Here is a 17,397-nt window from a genome sequence, read left to right as displayed (position 1 = left end):
ACGGCGACGACCGGCTGCTTGGCACGCCCGAGGACGACATCATCTCGCTGAAGGCCGGCGACGACTTCGTCTATGCCCGCGAGGGCCGCGACGTGGTGTTTGCCGGTGCCGGCAACGATACCGTCTTTGGCGGCGACGGCCATGACCTGATCTATGGCGAAGCCGGCAATGACCGGCTGTTCGGCGGTGCCGGCAACGACGTGCTGTTTGGCGGCGATGGCGACGACGATCTCTTCGGCGACGAGGGCAATGACAGCCTGATGGGGGATGCCGGCCACGACCGGCTGTTCGGCGGTGCCGGCAACGATCACCTGATGGGGGATGCCGGCAACGATCAGCTCTCCGGCGAGGCCGGCGACGACCTCTTGGAAGGCGGCGACGGCAATGACGTGCTGACGGGCGGGCTCGGCAAGGACGTGGCGCTCGGCGGTGCTGGCGACGACAGCTTCCGGGTCGGGCTGCTTGCCGAGGACCTGCGCCAGGAAGCGGCAGCCTCCACGGGCACGTCAACCTCCACCTCCACTCCCACCTCCGACGGCAACGACACCTATGTCGGCGGCGAGGGCTGCGACACCTATGACGCCGGCGGTGCGACGGCAGCCGTCAATGTCGACCTTGCAGCCGGTACTGCCACCGGCACCGACATCGGCAGTGACAGCCTGTCCGAGATCGAGAACGTCATCGGCAGCGCCCATGACGACATGATCTGCGGCGACGTCAACGACAACCAGCTGACCGGCGGCGCCGGTGACGACCAGATGACCGGCGGCGCCGGCGACGATACGGTGCTTGGCGGGGATGGCGACGATATCGTCATCGTGCTTGCCGCACCTGCCGCCGACAGCGGCAGCACCGGCGGCAACGAGGAAACCGGAGGTGGCAGCCAGGATGCCAGCCATGACGGCAACGACGTCTATGACGGCGGTGACGGCTGCGACACGCTCGACCTGTCGGCGCTAGTCCAGGCGGTGATTGCCGACATCGAGGCCGGCTATGCCGAGGGCGAGGAGATCGGCCGCGACACGATCCGCGGCTTCGAGACGATCCATGGCGGGTCGGGTGACGATCGCTTCTCCGGCGGCAGCGGCACCGACATTCTTTATGGCGGGGGTGGCGACGATCGGGTGGCCGGACGCAGTGGCGACGACCACCTGATCGGAGGCGACGGCGACGACCGCCTCGATGGTGACAGCGGCGACGACGTCTTCATCGTGCTCGCGCGCACTGACAGCAACGGCAATGATGACGGCAACGACCGGATGGACGGCGGCAGCGGCAACGACTGCTATGACGCATCCGCCACCGTGCTCGGCGTCGTCATCGATCTCGAGGCTGGCGTGGCCTCGGGCGCTGAGATCGGCGATGACGATCTCCTCGATGTCGAGAATGCCAATGGCGGCTCCGGCGACGACATCCTCGTCGCCTCGGCCACGGTCAACGTGCTGGTCGGCGGCGAAGGGTCCGATGTCTTCGTCTTCCAGTCCGTTGCCAGTCTCAAGAATGGCGGCAGCGGCTGCGACGAGATCGTCGACTTCGGCGTCGGCGACCGGCTCGATCTCTCCGCGCTTGGCCAGTACGGCACGCTCACCTTCGCCGGCCTGCAGATGGATGGCGACACGCCGCAGATCGGCTCGATCACCTTCTACTACGAGGCCTTCGGCGACGACACCCGCACCGTGGTGCGCACCGTCGTCGACCTCGAGCATGACGATGACCTGCAGATCCTGTTGCGCGGCCATCACGAGCTGACCGCGCAGGACTTCATCCTGGCCGCCATCGATCCGAGCCAGGTGACGATCGACAGCCATCCGATGGGACAGGCCTGACGACTATCCCCGGGGGAGGCCTTCCGGCCCCTCCCGGCAATGCCAGAAGGCCAGAAAGAGCATGCCGAAAGAGCACGCCGACAAGACAACGACAGCAGACCACGACGACGCAGACACGGCCACAAGACTTCAGGGGAACACGGCAATGATCACCACCACCAACGACAAGCGCAGCGACAAGATCAAGGGCGACACGGACAAGGCTCGACACAACGCCCGGCAGTTCGGCATCACCTCGCGCATCGTCGTCTCCTCGATCCTGGCCGGTACGCTGGTCTTCGGCGTCGGCGGCTGGGCAGCCCAGGCGAAGCTGTCGGGCGCCGTCATCACCCATGGCCAGGTGACCGTCTCCGAGCAGGTCAAGACCATCCAGCACCGTGACGGCGGCATCATCGCCGAGATCCGCGTCGACAACGGCACCGCCGTCAGGAAGGGCGACGTCCTTCTCGTCCTCGACGACACCCAGACCCGCGTCGAGCTGTCGATCGTCAAGGCGCAGCTGCAGCAGCTGACCGCCGCCCATGCCAGGCTGGTGGCCGAGCGCGATGCGGCCGACGGCGTCGGCTTCGAGGCGCTCGGCCTTGCCTCTTCGGTGGTGGCGGGCGAGACCAAGCTGTTTGAGGAAAACCGCCGCATGGTCGCCAACCAGAAGGAACAGCTGCGGCTGCAGATCGTCCAGCTCGATGAGCAGGTGCGCGGCTTCAAGGCGCAGAGCCGCTCCAACGACAGCGAGGCCGAGATCGTCGAGCAGGAGCTTGCCAAGACCGAGAAGCTGCTGGCCAACAAGCTGGTGCCGATCTCGCAGAAGCGCGACCTGTTGCGCCAGCGGGCCCGCATCGAAGGCAGCCGCGGCGAGCTCATCGCCCGCGTCGCCGAGGCCGAGGGCGAGATCAGCGAGCTCAACATGAAGCTGATCTCCATCGACCAGACCACCCGCAAGGAGGCGCAGACCGAGATCGTCAGCCTGGTGGCCAAGATCGCCGAGCTCAACGAGCGCGAGATCGCCGCCCGCGACCGTCTCACCCGCATGGAGGTGCGCGCCCCCGTCGACGGCTTCGTCTATGACCTGCAGGTCCACACCATCGGCGGCATCATCACCTCCGGCGCCACCGTCATGTCCGTCGTGCCGAAGAGCGGCGACCTCATCGTCGAGGTCCGCATTCCCCCCGTCGACATCGACCGCGTCGCCCCCGGCCAGCCGGCCCGCATGCGCTTCACTGCCTTTAACCAGCGCACCACGCCAGAACTCCACGGCAAGGTCGAGGTCGTCGCCGCCGCAACCACGCAGGACCGCGCAACCGGACAGCCCTATTACCTCGCCTCCCTGTCCCTCGCCGACAAAGACCTCCTCAAGGACAACAAACTCATCCCCGGAATGCCCGTCGAGGTCTTCGTCCAGACCGGTGAACGAACCGCCCTTTCATACATCCTCAAACCATTCACGGACCAGATGATGAAGGCATTCCGAGAGGAATAAGGTGTAGGAAAGGCGACGCGATGAAGGCGAAGCGTCCAGCTTTGCAGAGCTATCGTATCCATTTTTGATCAAGCGGGTCTTAGGGTCCATGTCCGATTTTGCCTCAAGAGGGCATTCGCGCGGGCGACGATGGAAGAAGCTCAGGCCACACAGCACAATCGGGAACAAGGTGCCGATCGCCCTCATGGACACCTCATCGGCTTGCGCCGAGCTGAGCGTTAACCCCGGAAAATTCTAAGTTCCGCTGGCCCCTCTTTCTTTGACAGGAGCCCGAGCCGATCAAACTGCTCGGGCTCTTGAATCGTCGGACACGACACCCAATCACGCGGTCGTTACTCCATCATTTGTAACAGCCCGCGCACCGCTTGCGAATACGTGACGTGCCCCGTTGGAACAGGGGCGTCACAAGCAACGGAGACTATGAATGTTGAAGACCTCCATTAGCACCGCCCTTCTTGCTGGCGCGGTTACCTCCGCTCTGGCTGCGATCGCAAGCGCCGGTCCGCTGACCAAGGCCGAAGCAAATGCCGCTGTCGCCGCTCACAAGGAGAAGTGCTTCGGCGTCGCTCTCAAGGGTCAAAATGATTGCGCCGCCGGACCTGGTACGACCTGCCAGGGAACCTCGGTCAAGGACTTCCAGGGCAATTCGTGGAAGTTTGTCCAGGGCGGCACCTGCGCTTCGCTGGAATTGCCGGGTGACCGTCACGGTTCGCTAATGCCGCTGACGCGCGACATCTAATCCCAAGACCAGGAGAGCGGAGGCAACAATGGCCAGTGTCAACATGACGACCGGAATTCCGTCGGCGATTGAAAGCACCCTCCGCTTTCCTGCCATACCGGTTTCCGGCCAAGCGGGAACCAGTTTCAAGCCGGAACATCTCTCGGCGATAGCTTCCATAAAGGGTCCGCTAGGGTTTTTCGAGGTACACGCCGAAAACTATATGGGTGCCGGCGGCCCACCGCATCGAGTGCTAGAAACGATACGCCGTGATCACCCAGTATCTCTTCACGGCGTCTGCATGTCCCTCGGTGGGCCACAGCCGCTCGACAGGGAGCACCTTGACCGCTTCAAATCTCTGGTCAACCGCTACGAGCCGGCGCTGGTATCTGAGCATCTCGCCTGGTCTACCCATATGGAGACTTATCTGAACGATCTGCTGCCACTGCCCTACACCGCAGCGACACTGGCGCATGTTTGCGACCATGTCTGCCAGATGCAGGATGCGATTGGCCGGCCGATCCTTCTGGAAAACCCGTCAACCTATTTGCTCTTCAGGGAATCCTCGATGAGCGAGACAGATTTTATCCGGGAGATATCGAAGAGGACAGGATGTGGCCTTCTTCTCGACATCAACAACGTCTTCGTTTCCGCGACCAACCTCAGCTTCTCGGCCCTGGAATATCTGAAGGATTTCCCACTGTCGAAAGTTGGCGAAATCCATCTCGCAGGTCATGCGCCACAGGATGATGACGAAGGTGACCTCCTGCTGATCGACAGTCATGACGGGCCGGTCGCGGATGGGGTCTGGCAACTCTACGAAATCGTTATCAAGAACTGCGGACCGATCCCGACGTTGATCGAATGGGATAGCAAAATTCCCGATTGGCCGGTCCTTCGGGCCGAGGCACTCGCCGCTCAATCGATCCTGGACAGGTATGACTTCAATGAGGAAAAATCTCATGCCTCAGGCTAGTATCCTCCCGATCCGGCCTGAAGAAGAGGATTTTACCAGGCAGTTCTCGGCATCCCTTCTTGTGCCAGATGCGCCGGCGCCGGCTCTCGTATCCGCCCCGTACGGAAAGCAGTCGGACAAGCGCTACAATATCTATCGCAATAACGTAACCGTGAGCCTTATCGAGGCGCTAGTGGCTATCTTCCCGGCTGTGCAGCGTATAACGGGACCGGACTTCTTTCGTGCCATGGCACGGTTTTATGTCCGCGAAAACCCGCCGCTATCGCCGCTGCTATTTGAGTATGGCCGGGGCTTTCCCGAGTTCATCGACCGGTACGAGTATGCCGCCAACATCCCATGGCTATCTGATGTGGCACGGATAGAGTGCGCGTGGATGGATTCCTACCACGCGGCCGACGGACCCGAATTGTCCGCCGAGGCTCTGGCAAGCGTGCCTCCGGAGCATCTCGGCGCTCTCACATTCAGGCCGCATCCTGCAACGCGCGTTTTGTCATCGGCACATCCCGCCGTGACCATCTTTGCCATGAACCGCGGCTCCGGCCCCGTTGGTCCGGTGGAAGACCGCCCCGAAGACGGATTGATCACACGCGCCGACGATGAGGTCACTGTGCGCTTTCTGCCGCCGGGCGGTGCACCTTTCCTGAACGCACTGATCGATGGCAAACGCCTCGCAACCGCGGCCGCCAAAGGGTTCGAAGCCAACGCCGCGTTCGATCTCTCCGGCCTTGTTGGCGAGATGATAGCTGCTGGTGCCTTTTCCCATATCGAACTGGAGAATTCGAATGTCGAGTACGCTTGAATCCATCGCGGGCAAAGGCCCGATTTCCTCATTGACCAGTCTCGCCGCCTTAGCCGAAGGCATTGTCCGTGGTGTCGCCCAACCCGATATGGTTCAGGCCATCCTTCGGATTGCACTCGCTGTTCCGTTCTGGCGATCCGGTATCTTGAAGTGGGATGGCTTCCTGCAATTGAACGAGACTGCGGTCGACTTGTTCACACAGGAGTTCATGCTGCATCTTCCGGGCGGTCCCTATCCCTATCCCGCACCTGCGGCTATGGCATTTCTTTCAGGGTGCGGGGAGATACTCTTTCCGATCCTTCTGGTACTGGGTCTCGCGACGCGGTTTGCCGCCTTGGGGCTTCTGCTCATGACTATCGTGGTTGAGCTTACAGTGCCTGACGGCTGGCCGATCCACATCACTTGGGCGGCAATGGCCCTTGCCACCATGCGCTATGGGCCAGGACGCCTCTCGTTGGATTACCTCATCGCTCGCATCGCAGGTACCACCAATCCCTAAACTGTCCCCCGCCTCACTAAAACATAGCCTCAGCCACCCCGTTCGAAAAAGAACTGGGTGGCTTGTCTGCGTCACTGACCCTTGCCGTTTGCCGGACAATGCGCTCAATAGATCCAAACGCCGGTCTTGGCTTCCATGTCGCGTTGTCGAAAAAATTCAAAATGACGGTAACAGGCACGGGATCCCATGCGTAGAGGATAGTGGCGGATGAAAAATTGGGCCCGAGAAGAGGAATGGGGAACCTGGATGCGTGCCGCAATCGCCGGCGACAGCCAGGCCTATGATCGCTTCTTGAGGGCCGTCACACCCTACTTGCGGTCGATCGCCCGTCGGCGCTGCGATCAGTTTGGTGCCCCGCGAAGCGAGGTCGAAGATGTGGTGCAGGAAGTTTTGCTGGCGGTGCATCTAAAGCGCGGGACATGGGATGCTTCGCGCCCAATCGGTCCGTGGCTGGCGACGATTGTGCGCAACAAACTGATCGACAGCTTGCGCCGCCGCGGTCGTCATTCGAGCATTCCGATCGAAGACGTGATGGAGACACTTGAGGCGGACCATCAGGCTGACGGTACAGATCGCATTGATGCCGACCGCATGTTGCAGGGCCTGCGGGCTCCCCAAAGGGAAATCGTGCGTTCGATCTCAATCGGCGGCGCCGGTATTCGCGAAACAGCCGAAAGGTTGCATATGACGGAAGGCGCAGTGCGGGTGGCGTTGCACAGGGCACTCAAGGGATTGGCCGCCCTATATCGGAGCGACGAGCGTGAAAACGGATGATCTGATTAATCTATTGGTGAAGGATGCGCGTATCCGCGTGCGCTTCGGCCGAGCCTTTCTTTTTGCGCTAACCGCCGGTGTCGTCATTTCCGCCATCCTGTTGCTGTCGACGGTTGGTATCCGCAAAAACATGTTCGACATGATTGAAACGCCGCGCGTCATCTTCAAGATCGGTCTGACGCTGCTTTTGGCGGTCACAGCGACACGTCTCGCATTTCGGATGGGCAAGCCCGGCCTGTCGCTTCGCTCATCCGTCCTCGCACTCGGCATCCCGTTCGTCGTCCTTGTTGCCGGTATAGTCACAGAGCTTTTGGTCATCCCGCGCGATGCTTGGGGTCAAAGCATGGAGGGCCATTTCTCCAGCTTCTGCCTGTTCTTTGTTCCAACGCTTGCGATCGCTCCGCTTGCCGCCATTCTCTACTCCGTCAGGCAGGGCGCTCCAGAAAATCCCGGTACTGCGGGTGCCGTCGCAGGTCTTGCCGCGGGGGGAATTGCTGCTGCTATCTATGCATGGCATTGCCCCGACGATAGCCCGCTTTTTCTGGTCACCTGGTATTCGATTGGAATCTTGATCGCAACAGGTGTCGGCTTTCTGCTTGGCAAGCGCGTGTTGCGCTGGTGAGAAGCAAGGAGCCGGAGAAGGCGTTCGCTGAATATTGAAACAAGGCGAGATCTTGGAAGGCGATTGGCCTTTGAAAAGGATGCTCCAGACACCTTTTCCTAGCCGGCCACGCTCTCCTGTCGCAACAATAAGCTGCTCTGCCGTTCCCGTGCGTTCCGTGCTTCCCTCGCACTCCAGCGGGCCGGCTGCAGATGTCGACAACATGCTGGATTGACCCCTAAGCGATCGCCACTGCCTCCAGTATCCAAGCCGTCCGCTCGGCCAATTCGGGAATTTTGGCGAGATAAGCCTGGTAATGGGGTGTCAGGCGATGCGCCTCGAGAGCGGCGGTGTCCAGATAGAGTTCGTCGAGCACGAAGCGCTCGCCATGTGCCAGGTCACGCCAGACATCCCAGCGCAGATTGCCAGGCTCGGCCCTGCAAAGCGGTGCCATGCCAACAAGCAAAGCTCTCAACTCGACAGATTTGCCGAGGTGAGCAGTGAGGATCGCAGTGACCTTGGTCGGCGATTGCGTCATGCCGAAAGCTCCTGAATGAGTGAGGGCAACCCGCCTAGCGCTCGAAACGTATGCTCGGGACACCAGCATCAAAGACACCCCACACCCAATAGGGCATCCTCACCGGATCATGTTCATTCCAGCCCCGCCATCGATGCCATCGTTCGCGAAAGCCTATTGAGCGGCCTTCACGATGAGGGCAGCAACTTCGCTGGGATGGGACAGCATCGCAACGTGACCGGACGGCACTTCAACCATCTCGGCCTTCGCCGATTTCACCTGGTCTCTCTGCAGGTCAGGAGAGATGATCTGATCCTGCGTCGCAACAACCATGAAAGACGGTTTGTTACGCCAGGCAGCATGATCGACGGGTGTAGTGGTGGCCTTAACATTGAGCTGTCCTTGAACGGCCGCAACGAGTTTCTGTTCGTCTGGCGGAAGGCCAGCCGCAAAATATCTGGAAATACCGTCGTCGCTAATCTTCAGGTATCCATCCTCGTCCTTGAGATATGTCTTCCTACTTTCCTGAGCGGGATACTTGGAGGCAACGTCGACAAGCGATTGGCCGGCGTCAGGTGCATAGGCCGCCACATAGACCAGTGACTTGACTTTTGAAGCGTCACCCGCCTCAGTGATGACCACGCCACCCCATGAATGACCTACGAGCACAACGGGTGCTTCGGCATCTCGGATTGCACGTTTGGTAACGGCCACGTCGCCCTCCAGGGATTCAAGCGGATTCTGAACAGCGATAACTTTCAATCCGGCCCTTTCCAAAAGAGGGATGACCTTTTGCCAGGACGATCCGTCGGCGAATGCGCCGTGAACGAGCACAACGGTCTTGGCCTTGAGATCCTCTGCAACCGCAGAGGAGAATGTGCCTGTGAAAACCAGCAGGGTGCTGAATATGAACGCAAGGTTTCGGGACATGCGACGTCCTCCGATCAATGATCAAACGGTAATCCTAGGAATAATCGACCAACTCCCTTGGCGCATATTAATTGTGGTTAAATCCTGCGTATCGTGACGCGCTGCAGTCACACATCCTTCCCGAAGGGATACGACCACCTGGATGGTGCGTGCCAACCATCTTTCATCGGTACCGATCACGACATTTCGACCGACGATCCTGCCGAAGGCACGCGGGTTTACTAGGACCAAGCATCAAGACGCCTGGAGTTGCATTTCCTGCGCGCTTTCTAATGGGCCAGCCATGCTCGCGCGGCACTGCTGAGATGCTTGCACGGGGTAGAGGGATCGGCGTTGTTCAACGTGAGGCCGCTCTTCCGAGGCGATGAGCTTGAAAGCGGCGTACGTCTTGGCGATGCCAGACAGCTTTAGCTGCGCCGGACCCGTTCCCTGGTGAAATGAAAGGAGGGATTTGTCGATAAGATTGCCGATGGATCCTATAATTTCTGCTGGCTCGTACTCCTCGTCGTCAATCATCGCAAGGGCAGCATCAACGGAAAACTCACCGGAAAACACCGATAGTTGCCTGAACACACGTTGATCTGTCACTGACAGAAGAGCGTAACTCCAGTCCATCATTGCTTCTGCAGTCTGATGGCGGGGGCTCGCGCTTCTGCTGCCTCTCCATCGCAAGGCTAGCTGGTTGTCCAATAGTTCCGCAACCCGGTCGAGGCCATAAGACCCCATGCGGCTGGCCACAAGTTCGATAGCAAGCGGGTTGCCGTCCAATCTCCTGCAGATGGCAGCTATTGTCGCTGCTTCCGCATCGCCCAAAGGATCCAGATAGCCACTATCTACTGCACGCTCCACGAATAGCTGCACTGCGGGCCAAAGTAGCGCCTGATCAACAGTCAAGCGCCCTGTGTGCGGAGGCACACCAAGCGGTCGGAGAAGGTATACTGCCTCGCCGGGCAAACGGAACGCTTCTCGGCTCGTGGCAAGAATGTGCACATTCGCAGTGCGTGCAAGTAGTAAACCAATGAGAACCGTCACAGGGCCAAGGACGTGTTCGCAATTGTCAAAAATTAAAAGCGCACGCCGGGACGCCAGGTGGTCGATGACGCTGTCGAAGTCATGATCTGACGAAACCGGAATGTCCAAAGCCGAGGCTACGGTTCCCAAAACCTCCGCATCTTGGTCGATGGTGCCAAGATCGACAAAATAAGCGTCTTCGAACATCGGGACGGTGTGCGCCACCAGGATGGCTAAGGTCGTCTTGCCGACCCCTCCAGGTCCCACAACCGTGACGAAGCGGCGCTCGGCCACCATCTGCGAAATTTTGGAAATGTTCTCGTCGCGGCCAATAACATGGCTCGAACGAGGCGGAAGTGTCGTCGATGTGATGTGCGATCCACCAGAGCTCAGGTTGCCGTACGATGTCTGGTCCAGATCGGCCGTCCATTCCCATGTGACCGGTGCGACAAAACTGTAACCGCGACCAGCCACGCTGACGATGTAGCGATTGCCATTTTCGCCACAGCCGATTTCGCGCCTCAGATGTGTCATTTGCACCCTTACATTGGATGCTTCGACATTGAGACCGGGCCACGCGAACGCCATGATCTCCCCATGGGAAAGCACTTGCCCCTGATTTTGCACGAGAGCGACAAGAATGTCGAAAGCGCGGCTACCGATTTCAAGCAGATCGTCGCCTCTCAAGAGAACCCGTGCAGCCGGATTTAGACGGTATGGCCCAAAACCGAAATAGCCATTCCTTGTGTGATATCCCATTTCGGTTCCCCTCAATGGCCGCGGCCGCGCTCCGTTGGAACAGTCCAATTCACATCGCTTCACTGTCGATAATACAGAACCCAGCTCGGAACGGAGGTTAAATACGGTAAATAATGAGGTTGGGTCTGTTGCCCCGCAATTGGCACGCGCCTTGCCAGCGTAGATTTCACGGGCTTTGACCACATTTTACGCGCTAAACAGAGAGTTCCGGCGTAAGTAGCAACTTGTGATGTGTTCCGCTGTTGGCGGCAACAACTACAAGCGATCACCCGCTGTGGCTGCACCCAGCTGGAGCGGAATATGGATTCTTCTGTTGATCAAATTTCCGCAGTTACTTTGAAATCCCAGACCAAGATGCGGCTTGGCGTGTCCGAGCTTCAATCGCATTAAGCCACCTCTCGACAGGCCGATCGAAAGACAGGAAGTGAAGCTAATGTCCTCAGCAGCTCTCTTCAAACCGATCAAAATACGGGGCTTGAATCTCCTCAATCGCATAGTGATCGCCCCGATGTGCCAGTACTCCGCCGAAGAGGGTTGTATGAACGAATGGCATCTCATTCATCTTGGAAAGCTCGCTTTGTCAGGCGCAGCGTTGCTGACTATCGAGGCAACCGCGGTCCTGCCAGAGGGCCGCATAACCTATGCAGACCTGGGCTTGTGGAACGAGAGGTCCTACGCGGCGATGGGACTTATCCTTGAGAGCATCCGTCGCTGGACGGACATGCCGATCGGAATACAACTCAACCACGCGGGTCGAAAAGCGTCAACCGAAGTCCCTTGGAAAGGGGGCAAACCGATTTCACCAACCGAAGCACTCGGCTGGCAAACATTTGCACCGTCGCGACTTCAGTACAGCGCGGAAGCAGTCACCCCGGTCGCGTTGGATCGAGAGGGGTTGAAGCAAGTTCGCAATGCGTTTGTCGCCGCCGCAAGACGCGCCGCCAAACTTGGTTTGGACCTGGTACAGATCCATGCGGCTCACGGATATCTCCTCCACCAGTTCCTTTCACCACTAACAAATCACAGGAGCGATGATTACGGTGGCTCATTGGAAAATCGGATGCGCTATCCCCTCGAAGTATTTGATGCCGTCCGCTCGGCACTGCCTACCGAAATGCCTGTATCGATCAGGGTGTCCGCTACCGATTGGGTCGAGGGGGGCTGGAACCTGGAGCAAACGCTCTGCTTCGCAGTGGAACTGCAGCGCCGAGGTTGCGATGCCATACACGTCTCGAGCGGCGGCTTGCATCCCGATCAGCGTATCCCGATTGGGCCAGGCTATCAGGTCCCCTTTGCCCGAATGGTCAAGAAGGAACTCAAGATCCCCGTCGTCGCGGTTGGACTTATCTCGGGCTTCGAACAAGCAGAAGCCATCATCGGAACGGGTGACGCCGACATGATTGCGCTCGCCCGGACCATCTTGTTCGATCCGAATTGGCCTTGGCATGCTGCCGCAGAGCTTGGGGGGAGGGTACAGGTTCCGAAGCAATACCTCCGGTCTCAACCCAGCCGCTTCAAAAACCTATTCGAAAACGAATGAAAGTGGCCGCCACCTTAGTGCATCGAAGATCTGCACAGAGCGTCCCTACACTGAATCGACTTTGGTTAGCCGTGGCTGCGCCAGTGGTAGTGGTGCAGCGGAACTGCTGAAGATTGCGCGGCCGGCCGGCGCGATGATCCAAGTATGGTTCCAAGCGGTGAAATTTGGCAGCCGGTGATGGCGATGACATGCTAAAAGGAACTAACTGAAGTAGGTTGTTGCGACGGTTGACCCCGTTGGCAGCCGAACGATGCATGGGGGACGCATCCATCCACACGCGATCGTGACCTCAATATCATTTCTGTGCGGAGCCATTCACCCTGCGAAGAGGAACACATGGTATCTACGGAACCGGTTGACTTGGTTGCATTTGGGCCCTTTCGCCTTCACAGAGCTCATCGCCGATTGTTCTGCGGTGCCGAGGAAGTACAGCTTGGCGGACGGGCAATGGAGATGCTCGTCGCCTTGGCAAGCAAGAAGGGTGAGCTGGTCCACAAGGAGGAGCTATACAATGCTGCGTGGCCCGGCATCTTTGTCCATGAGGCCAATCTGAAAGTGACCATCGCTTCGCTCAGGCGAGCACTAAGAGAATATTCTCCGACGGAGGATTATATCAGGACACTGATAGGACGTGGCTATTGGTTAAAAGCGATCAGGCGGTCGCCGAAAATATGCCAATTATCGTGGATCTGCCGGTCGTGGCGAATACCCGGTTTCCCGAACTTGGCACGGTCATCGGGCGAGATACCGAAATCGCTGAATTGCGACGCAGTATTGCTGTCAACCGCCTGACAACGATCGTTGGCCCCGGCGGCATTGGAAAGACCACCGTTGCAATCGCCACTGTACAATTGCTCGAAGACGAGGAAGGAGGTCTTGTCACGTTCATCGATCTCTCGCGCGCGACCGGCGAGGAGTTCGTCGTTCCATCGGTTGCAGCGGCACTTGGCATCAGCTCAGGTAGCCAGGATCGCCTAGAGGCAATCTCATCAATCGTCGCTCGAAGGAAGACCTTGCTCTTTCTGGACACGTGCGAGCATGTCCTCAATGCCGTCGCACATCTATGTGACGTCATCCTTGCCAACACCAGGGACGTCAGGATCGTCGCGACAAGCCGCCAGGTTCTTCGAGCGAAGCGAGAAGAGGTATTTTGGCTTGCTCCATTGGAGGTTCCGCCGCCTGGCCGCGCCTACACGGCTCAACAAGTCGTTCGTTATTCCGCACCCCAACTTCTCGTCGAGCGAGCGGCCGAGAAAGGGCAATATACGATTGAGGATGAAGATGCCTCTGCGATTGCCGAGATTTGCAGGCGCCTCGATGGATCACCTCTCGCCATCGAGCTCATTTCGTCCCGAATGGCAAGCCTATGTGCTCCTGATGTCCTCAAGGAACTAGGCGATCGTTTCACCACACTGGTTGGACCTGAGCATGAAGGACCACTACGTCAGCAGACCCTGCTCGCGACTTTGGAATGGAGCTACGCACTTCTGACGAAGAATGAGGCAGCCGTTTTGCGTGCCATCTCAATCTTCATGAGCACGTTCGATATGGATGCAGCGGTCAGTGTCGTCGTCCATCATGACATGGATCCAACCGCCGTCTTCGATGCCGTCGCAGGGCTACGCGCCAAGTCGATGCTGAGCGTCGAACAGATAGCAGGCGGGATGCGATACCGTCTGCTCGACAGTACGCGCGCATTCGCAGGCGATCTGCTGGACAGGTCGGGTGAGTTACCCCTTGTTTCAGGGGCCCACGCTCGCTTTGTATTGGGAATACTCACGCGTGCAAATGCTGACCAGGCGAGGCTTTCAGCACGGCAATGGCATGCCGCCTATGCCAACTACGCGGATGATTTGCGCAAAGCAATCCGCTGGGCGCTCTTTTTTCGCGGCGATCCGATGCTTGGCATGCAATTGGTCGCGTCCGGCATTCCGTTGTGGCACGAGCTATCGCTGAGTGAAGAGTCCCGCAGGAACTGCGAGCAGGCGCTCACTGAGTTCGAACGCATCGGCTGCGAGGATCGAGCCTTGAAGCTCAGGCTGATCGCTGGGCTTGCAGCGATTAGCAGCTATGTATCAGCCGATGCGGAGAAGGCCGTTAAGACCTTTGAGAGTGCAATCCAATTATCGCGCCAGATAGCCGATACTAGTGCAGAGTGCCAGGCCTTGGGGGCCTTGGCGCGGTACCAGATCATGCCGGGACAACAGACGGCTGTTCTCGATACACTCAAGGCATTGAAGCGTGTAGCCATACGTTCAAACAACCAACGGGCGCTCTGGGAGCACGAACATCTTCTCACCGAGCTGGATATTATTCGCTGCCAATATCCTTCGGCGATCGCGCGTCTGGAAAAGCTGCATCGCGAACTCCAAACGACCGCTGATAGCAGTGGCTCCAGGTTCGACCTTGATCCAAGACTCAGGACGGAACACACGTTGGCTGCCCTGCAGTGGCTTGGTTCAACCCGACCGGGTACTGGCCTGAAAGGGACAAAATCTGTCACCAAGGCAATATCGGAAATCAATCACGGGTGGACGCTGATCTACTGCTACACTCGCGGGCCACTCTTCATCTTGTGCGAGTGCCAAGAGTATTCGCTAGCAAGGCTATGTGCCGACCAGCTCAAGGAAACGATTTATAGTCACGGCATGCCTGAGTGGATCCCCCTCGCAAAGTGCTTCGACCAGGTGCTTGACGCGGTCACCGACGTTCGCCGGGACCCGGACGGGCTGATGTCCGCGTTTGACGGACTTCGCAATGGGGTGCCGCAGATAGGACGTCACGTCTACTATTCATTTCTGATTAGGGCCCTCTATGCGATCGGACACGTGCCAGAGGGCGTACGAATTCTCGACTACCTGTTCGAGATAGGACCGCAACGCTCAATGGTGCCTGAGTTGCTACGTCTTAGGGCAGTCAAGGAACGATCAACCGGTCGTGATGATGAAGCGCTTTCAACCTTGCGGCAATCCTTGATAGCGGCAGAGGGAAATGGGGCATGGGCATGGCGAATCCGTTGTGCAACAGACCTTGCTCTCCTCTTGAGAGATCGAATGCAGATCGACGATGCCAGGAGCGTGCTTGAGCCGCTATATCGTCAGTTCATAGACGGATTCGATACGCCTGACTTGCAAAGGGCCCGCGAGCTCCTGACCGAGTTGCAGGGTTCTCGCTCATTTCGAGCGCGCGGCGAGGTGCCCGGCGGTTCCTCAACTATCCACTGATCATCTAATGGTTTCGCGGCTCACGGGCTTGCTCGCCAACCAGCTGTGGATTGCGTGCACCACGACCGATCCTTCGCCGACGCCTGAGGCAACGCGCTTTACCGATTTTGCGCGAACGTCGCCGACCGCGAATACACCAGGGATGCTGGTCGCATAGGGCGAGTTCCCGGGCATGCCATTCTCGGCATAACCGGTGAGAATGAAGCCCCGGTTGTCGAGTTCGACGCAACCGTCGAGCCAATCGGTGTTCGGGACGGCTCCAATCATCAGAAAGAGATTTGAAATAGGCCGCTCGCTTCTCTCGTTTCCGTGTTGCTGCCATCGGACACCTGCAAGATAGTTATCGCCCAAAAGCGATGTGATTTCGCTCCGGGTATGCAATGTGATCCGTGGGGACAGGAGGATGCGGTCAATGAGATACTCCGACATCGTATCGGAGAGCCCGTCGCCTCTGACCAGAAGATGCACATGGCGCGCCTGCGCCGACAGGAAGACCGCCGCCTGACCGGCGGAGTTTCCCCCGCCCACCACCACGACTTCGGTTCCTTCGCAAAGCTGCGCCTCAATCGACGTGGCCGCGTAATGTATTCCTTTGCCCTCAAACCTCTGAGACTCGGGAATATCCAATCGTCGGTATCGCGCACCAGTCGCGACTACGACTGATCGACCAAGCACTACATTGCCGCCTTCCAACTGCACGGCGAATGGGTACCGAGTGCAATCGAGTCGCCACGCCGCATCGGCGACCACAAACCGTGCGCCGAATTTTTGCGCCTGTATTTGCGCGCGCCTAGCAAGATCCTGCCCCGAAATGCCCATGGGGAATCCGAGGTAATTTTCGATCCGCGAACTCGTACTCGCCTGTCCGCCCGGGCCAACCGCCTCGACAATCAGCGTGTCAAGCCCTTCAGATGCAGCGTAAACGGCCGCGGCGAGGCCCGATGGCCCGGCACCCACGACAACCACGTCGTATAGATGTGACGGGTTCAGTCGCTCGGTAATTCCAAGAGCCTCGGCAAGGTCGCGGTTGGTTGGTCGAGTAAGCACCCTGACGCCATTGAGAACCACGATCGGCAGACTGTCGGCATCTGCATGGAAGGTTTCCATCGCCGCGCGCGCAATCTCATCGGTCTCGGTGTCGAGGCAGCGATAGGGATAGCCGTTCCTTTCGAGAAATGTCTGGATGCGGACCGTATCTCCAGCGCGACAATTGCCCACGACCACGGTGCCACCTTCTGCATGCTCGAGGAGCCTTGCTCGTCTGAGTATGAACGAGCGCAGGATGATCTCTCCTATATCCTGTTCAGCGCTGACCAGTCTTAGCAGTGATGCCCGAGAAAGACGGATGACGGACGTCGAAACGGTCGCTCTCCCACAAACCAGAACCGCCCGCCCGCTCAAATGGTGCAACTCGCCGGTGAACTGGTTTTCGCGGTGTGTCGCGATTAGCGCGTGTCCGCCGTGTCCATCGCTTTCCAAGACGTCGACTGATCCGTTCAGAATGACGAAGAAGTCAACCTCCCGATCGCCGACCTCGTACAAATAGGTGCCGCCATCAAACCGATCCTCCCGTCCGAATGGGACGATGCGCGCCACCATTTCGGGCGTAAGACGAGGGAAAGCCTCTCCCGGAATTTCACGCAGCGTGGCGGAAACCGGACTGCTGAGAGTGCTGAATTGAGCTGTTTCGGCCATCAGGAAGACCTCGGTCGCAGCCCGCGCAGCGGGCTTGATCGGGAAAGCCTA

At 58.8% G+C, this 17,397-nt stretch carries 14 protein-coding genes and 1 pseudogene; 11 read left to right on the top strand and 4 right to left on the bottom strand.

Annotation, left to right across the window (positions count from 1 at the left end):
* From JNB88_RS31160 to JNB88_RS31125, 8 genes are all read left to right on the top strand, one after another.
* A partial coding sequence (locus JNB88_RS31160) for a calcium-binding protein (protein ID WP_220358835.1) occupies positions 1-1,826 on the top strand: 1,826 nt, incomplete at its 5' end.
* 145 nt (positions 1,827-1,971) lie between these two features.
* Positions 1,972-3,303, top strand: coding sequence for an HlyD family type I secretion periplasmic adaptor subunit (locus JNB88_RS31155; RefSeq protein WP_220358834.1), 1,332 nt, complete (start codon positions 1,972-1,974; stop codon positions 3,301-3,303).
* A gap of 424 nt (positions 3,304-3,727) precedes the next feature.
* Positions 3,728-4,042 carry a BufA1 family periplasmic bufferin-type metallophore gene (locus JNB88_RS31150; RefSeq protein WP_220358833.1) on the top strand — a complete coding sequence of 105 codons (315 nt, stop codon included), beginning with the start codon at positions 3,728-3,730 and terminating at the stop codon, positions 4,040-4,042.
* Between the two features lie 28 nt (positions 4,043-4,070).
* On the top strand, positions 4,071-4,997 hold the full coding sequence (bufB, locus tag JNB88_RS31145) for an MNIO family bufferin maturase (protein ID WP_220358832.1): 927 nt from the start codon (positions 4,071-4,073) through the stop codon (positions 4,995-4,997).
* Complete coding sequence (locus JNB88_RS31140) at positions 4,984-5,796, top strand: HvfC/BufC N-terminal domain-containing protein (protein ID WP_220358831.1); 813 nt, start codon at positions 4,984-4,986, stop codon at positions 5,794-5,796. Before bufB ends, JNB88_RS31140 begins: the two co-directional genes overlap by 14 nt.
* Positions 5,780-6,295 (top strand): DoxX family protein, encoded by a 516-nt coding sequence (locus JNB88_RS31135; protein WP_220358830.1) that lies wholly within the window; start codon positions 5,780-5,782, stop codon positions 6,293-6,295. Before JNB88_RS31140 ends, JNB88_RS31135 begins: the two co-directional genes overlap by 17 nt.
* A 207-nt stretch (positions 6,296-6,502) precedes the next feature.
* Positions 6,503-7,069: a sigma-70 family RNA polymerase sigma factor gene (locus JNB88_RS31130; protein WP_220358829.1), complete on the top strand. Its 567-nt coding sequence runs from the start codon at positions 6,503-6,505 to the stop codon at positions 7,067-7,069.
* On the top strand, positions 7,056-7,691 hold the full coding sequence (locus JNB88_RS31125) for an NrsF family protein (RefSeq protein WP_220358828.1): 636 nt from the start codon (positions 7,056-7,058) through the stop codon (positions 7,689-7,691). The genes JNB88_RS31130 and JNB88_RS31125 overlap by 14 nt, the downstream gene beginning before the upstream one ends.
* Before the next feature lie 217 nt (positions 7,692-7,908).
* On the opposite strand, the gene JNB88_RS31120 is transcribed toward JNB88_RS31125, so the two are convergent.
* The 3 genes from JNB88_RS31120 to JNB88_RS31110 form a co-directional block, all read right to left on the bottom strand.
* Positions 7,909-8,208 (bottom strand): putative quinol monooxygenase, encoded by a 300-nt coding sequence (locus JNB88_RS31120; protein ID WP_220358827.1) that lies wholly within the window; start codon positions 8,206-8,208, stop codon positions 7,909-7,911.
* Between the two features lie 153 nt (positions 8,209-8,361).
* Positions 8,362-9,117 (bottom strand): alpha/beta fold hydrolase, encoded by a 756-nt coding sequence (locus JNB88_RS31115; protein WP_220358826.1) that lies wholly within the window; start codon positions 9,115-9,117, stop codon positions 8,362-8,364.
* A 234-nt stretch (positions 9,118-9,351) separates the two neighbouring features.
* A complete protein-coding gene (locus JNB88_RS31110) occupies positions 9,352-10,887 on the bottom strand; it encodes an ATP-binding protein (protein ID WP_220358838.1) in 1,536 nt (511 codons plus the stop codon).
* Positions 10,888-11,320: 433 nt separating this feature from the next.
* Between JNB88_RS31110 and JNB88_RS31105 the strand changes: the two genes are divergently transcribed.
* The 3 genes and pseudogenes from JNB88_RS31105 to JNB88_RS31100 all read left to right on the top strand — a co-directional run bounded on the left by JNB88_RS31105 (position 11,321) and on the right by JNB88_RS31100 (position 15,651).
* Positions 11,321-12,427 carry an NADH:flavin oxidoreductase/NADH oxidase gene (locus JNB88_RS31105; RefSeq protein WP_220358825.1) on the top strand — a complete coding sequence of 369 codons (1,107 nt, stop codon included), beginning with the start codon at positions 11,321-11,323 and terminating at the stop codon, positions 12,425-12,427.
* A gap of 336 nt (positions 12,428-12,763) precedes the next feature.
* A pseudogene (locus tag JNB88_RS34470) lies at positions 12,764-13,009 on the top strand (winged helix-turn-helix domain-containing protein); the annotation flags it as partial.
* 56 nt (positions 13,010-13,065) lie between these two features.
* Positions 13,066-15,651 carry an ATP-binding protein gene (locus JNB88_RS31100; protein WP_223217405.1) on the top strand — a complete coding sequence of 862 codons (2,586 nt, stop codon included), beginning with the start codon at positions 13,066-13,068 and terminating at the stop codon, positions 15,649-15,651.
* Here JNB88_RS31100 and JNB88_RS31095 read toward each other — a convergent pair whose 3' ends face one another.
* On the bottom strand, positions 15,652-17,346 hold the full coding sequence (locus JNB88_RS31095) for an FAD-dependent oxidoreductase (protein ID WP_220358824.1): 1,695 nt from the start codon (positions 17,344-17,346) through the stop codon (positions 15,652-15,654). It lies immediately after the preceding gene.
* Positions 17,347-17,397: the final 51 nt, after the last annotated feature.

The sequence above is a fragment of the Rhizobium cauense genome, assembly GCF_019511525.1.
Lineage (GTDB): Bacteria > Pseudomonadota > Alphaproteobacteria > Rhizobiales > Rhizobiaceae > Rhizobium > Rhizobium cauense.
This window is presented reverse-complemented; position numbering and strand designations above follow the sequence as displayed.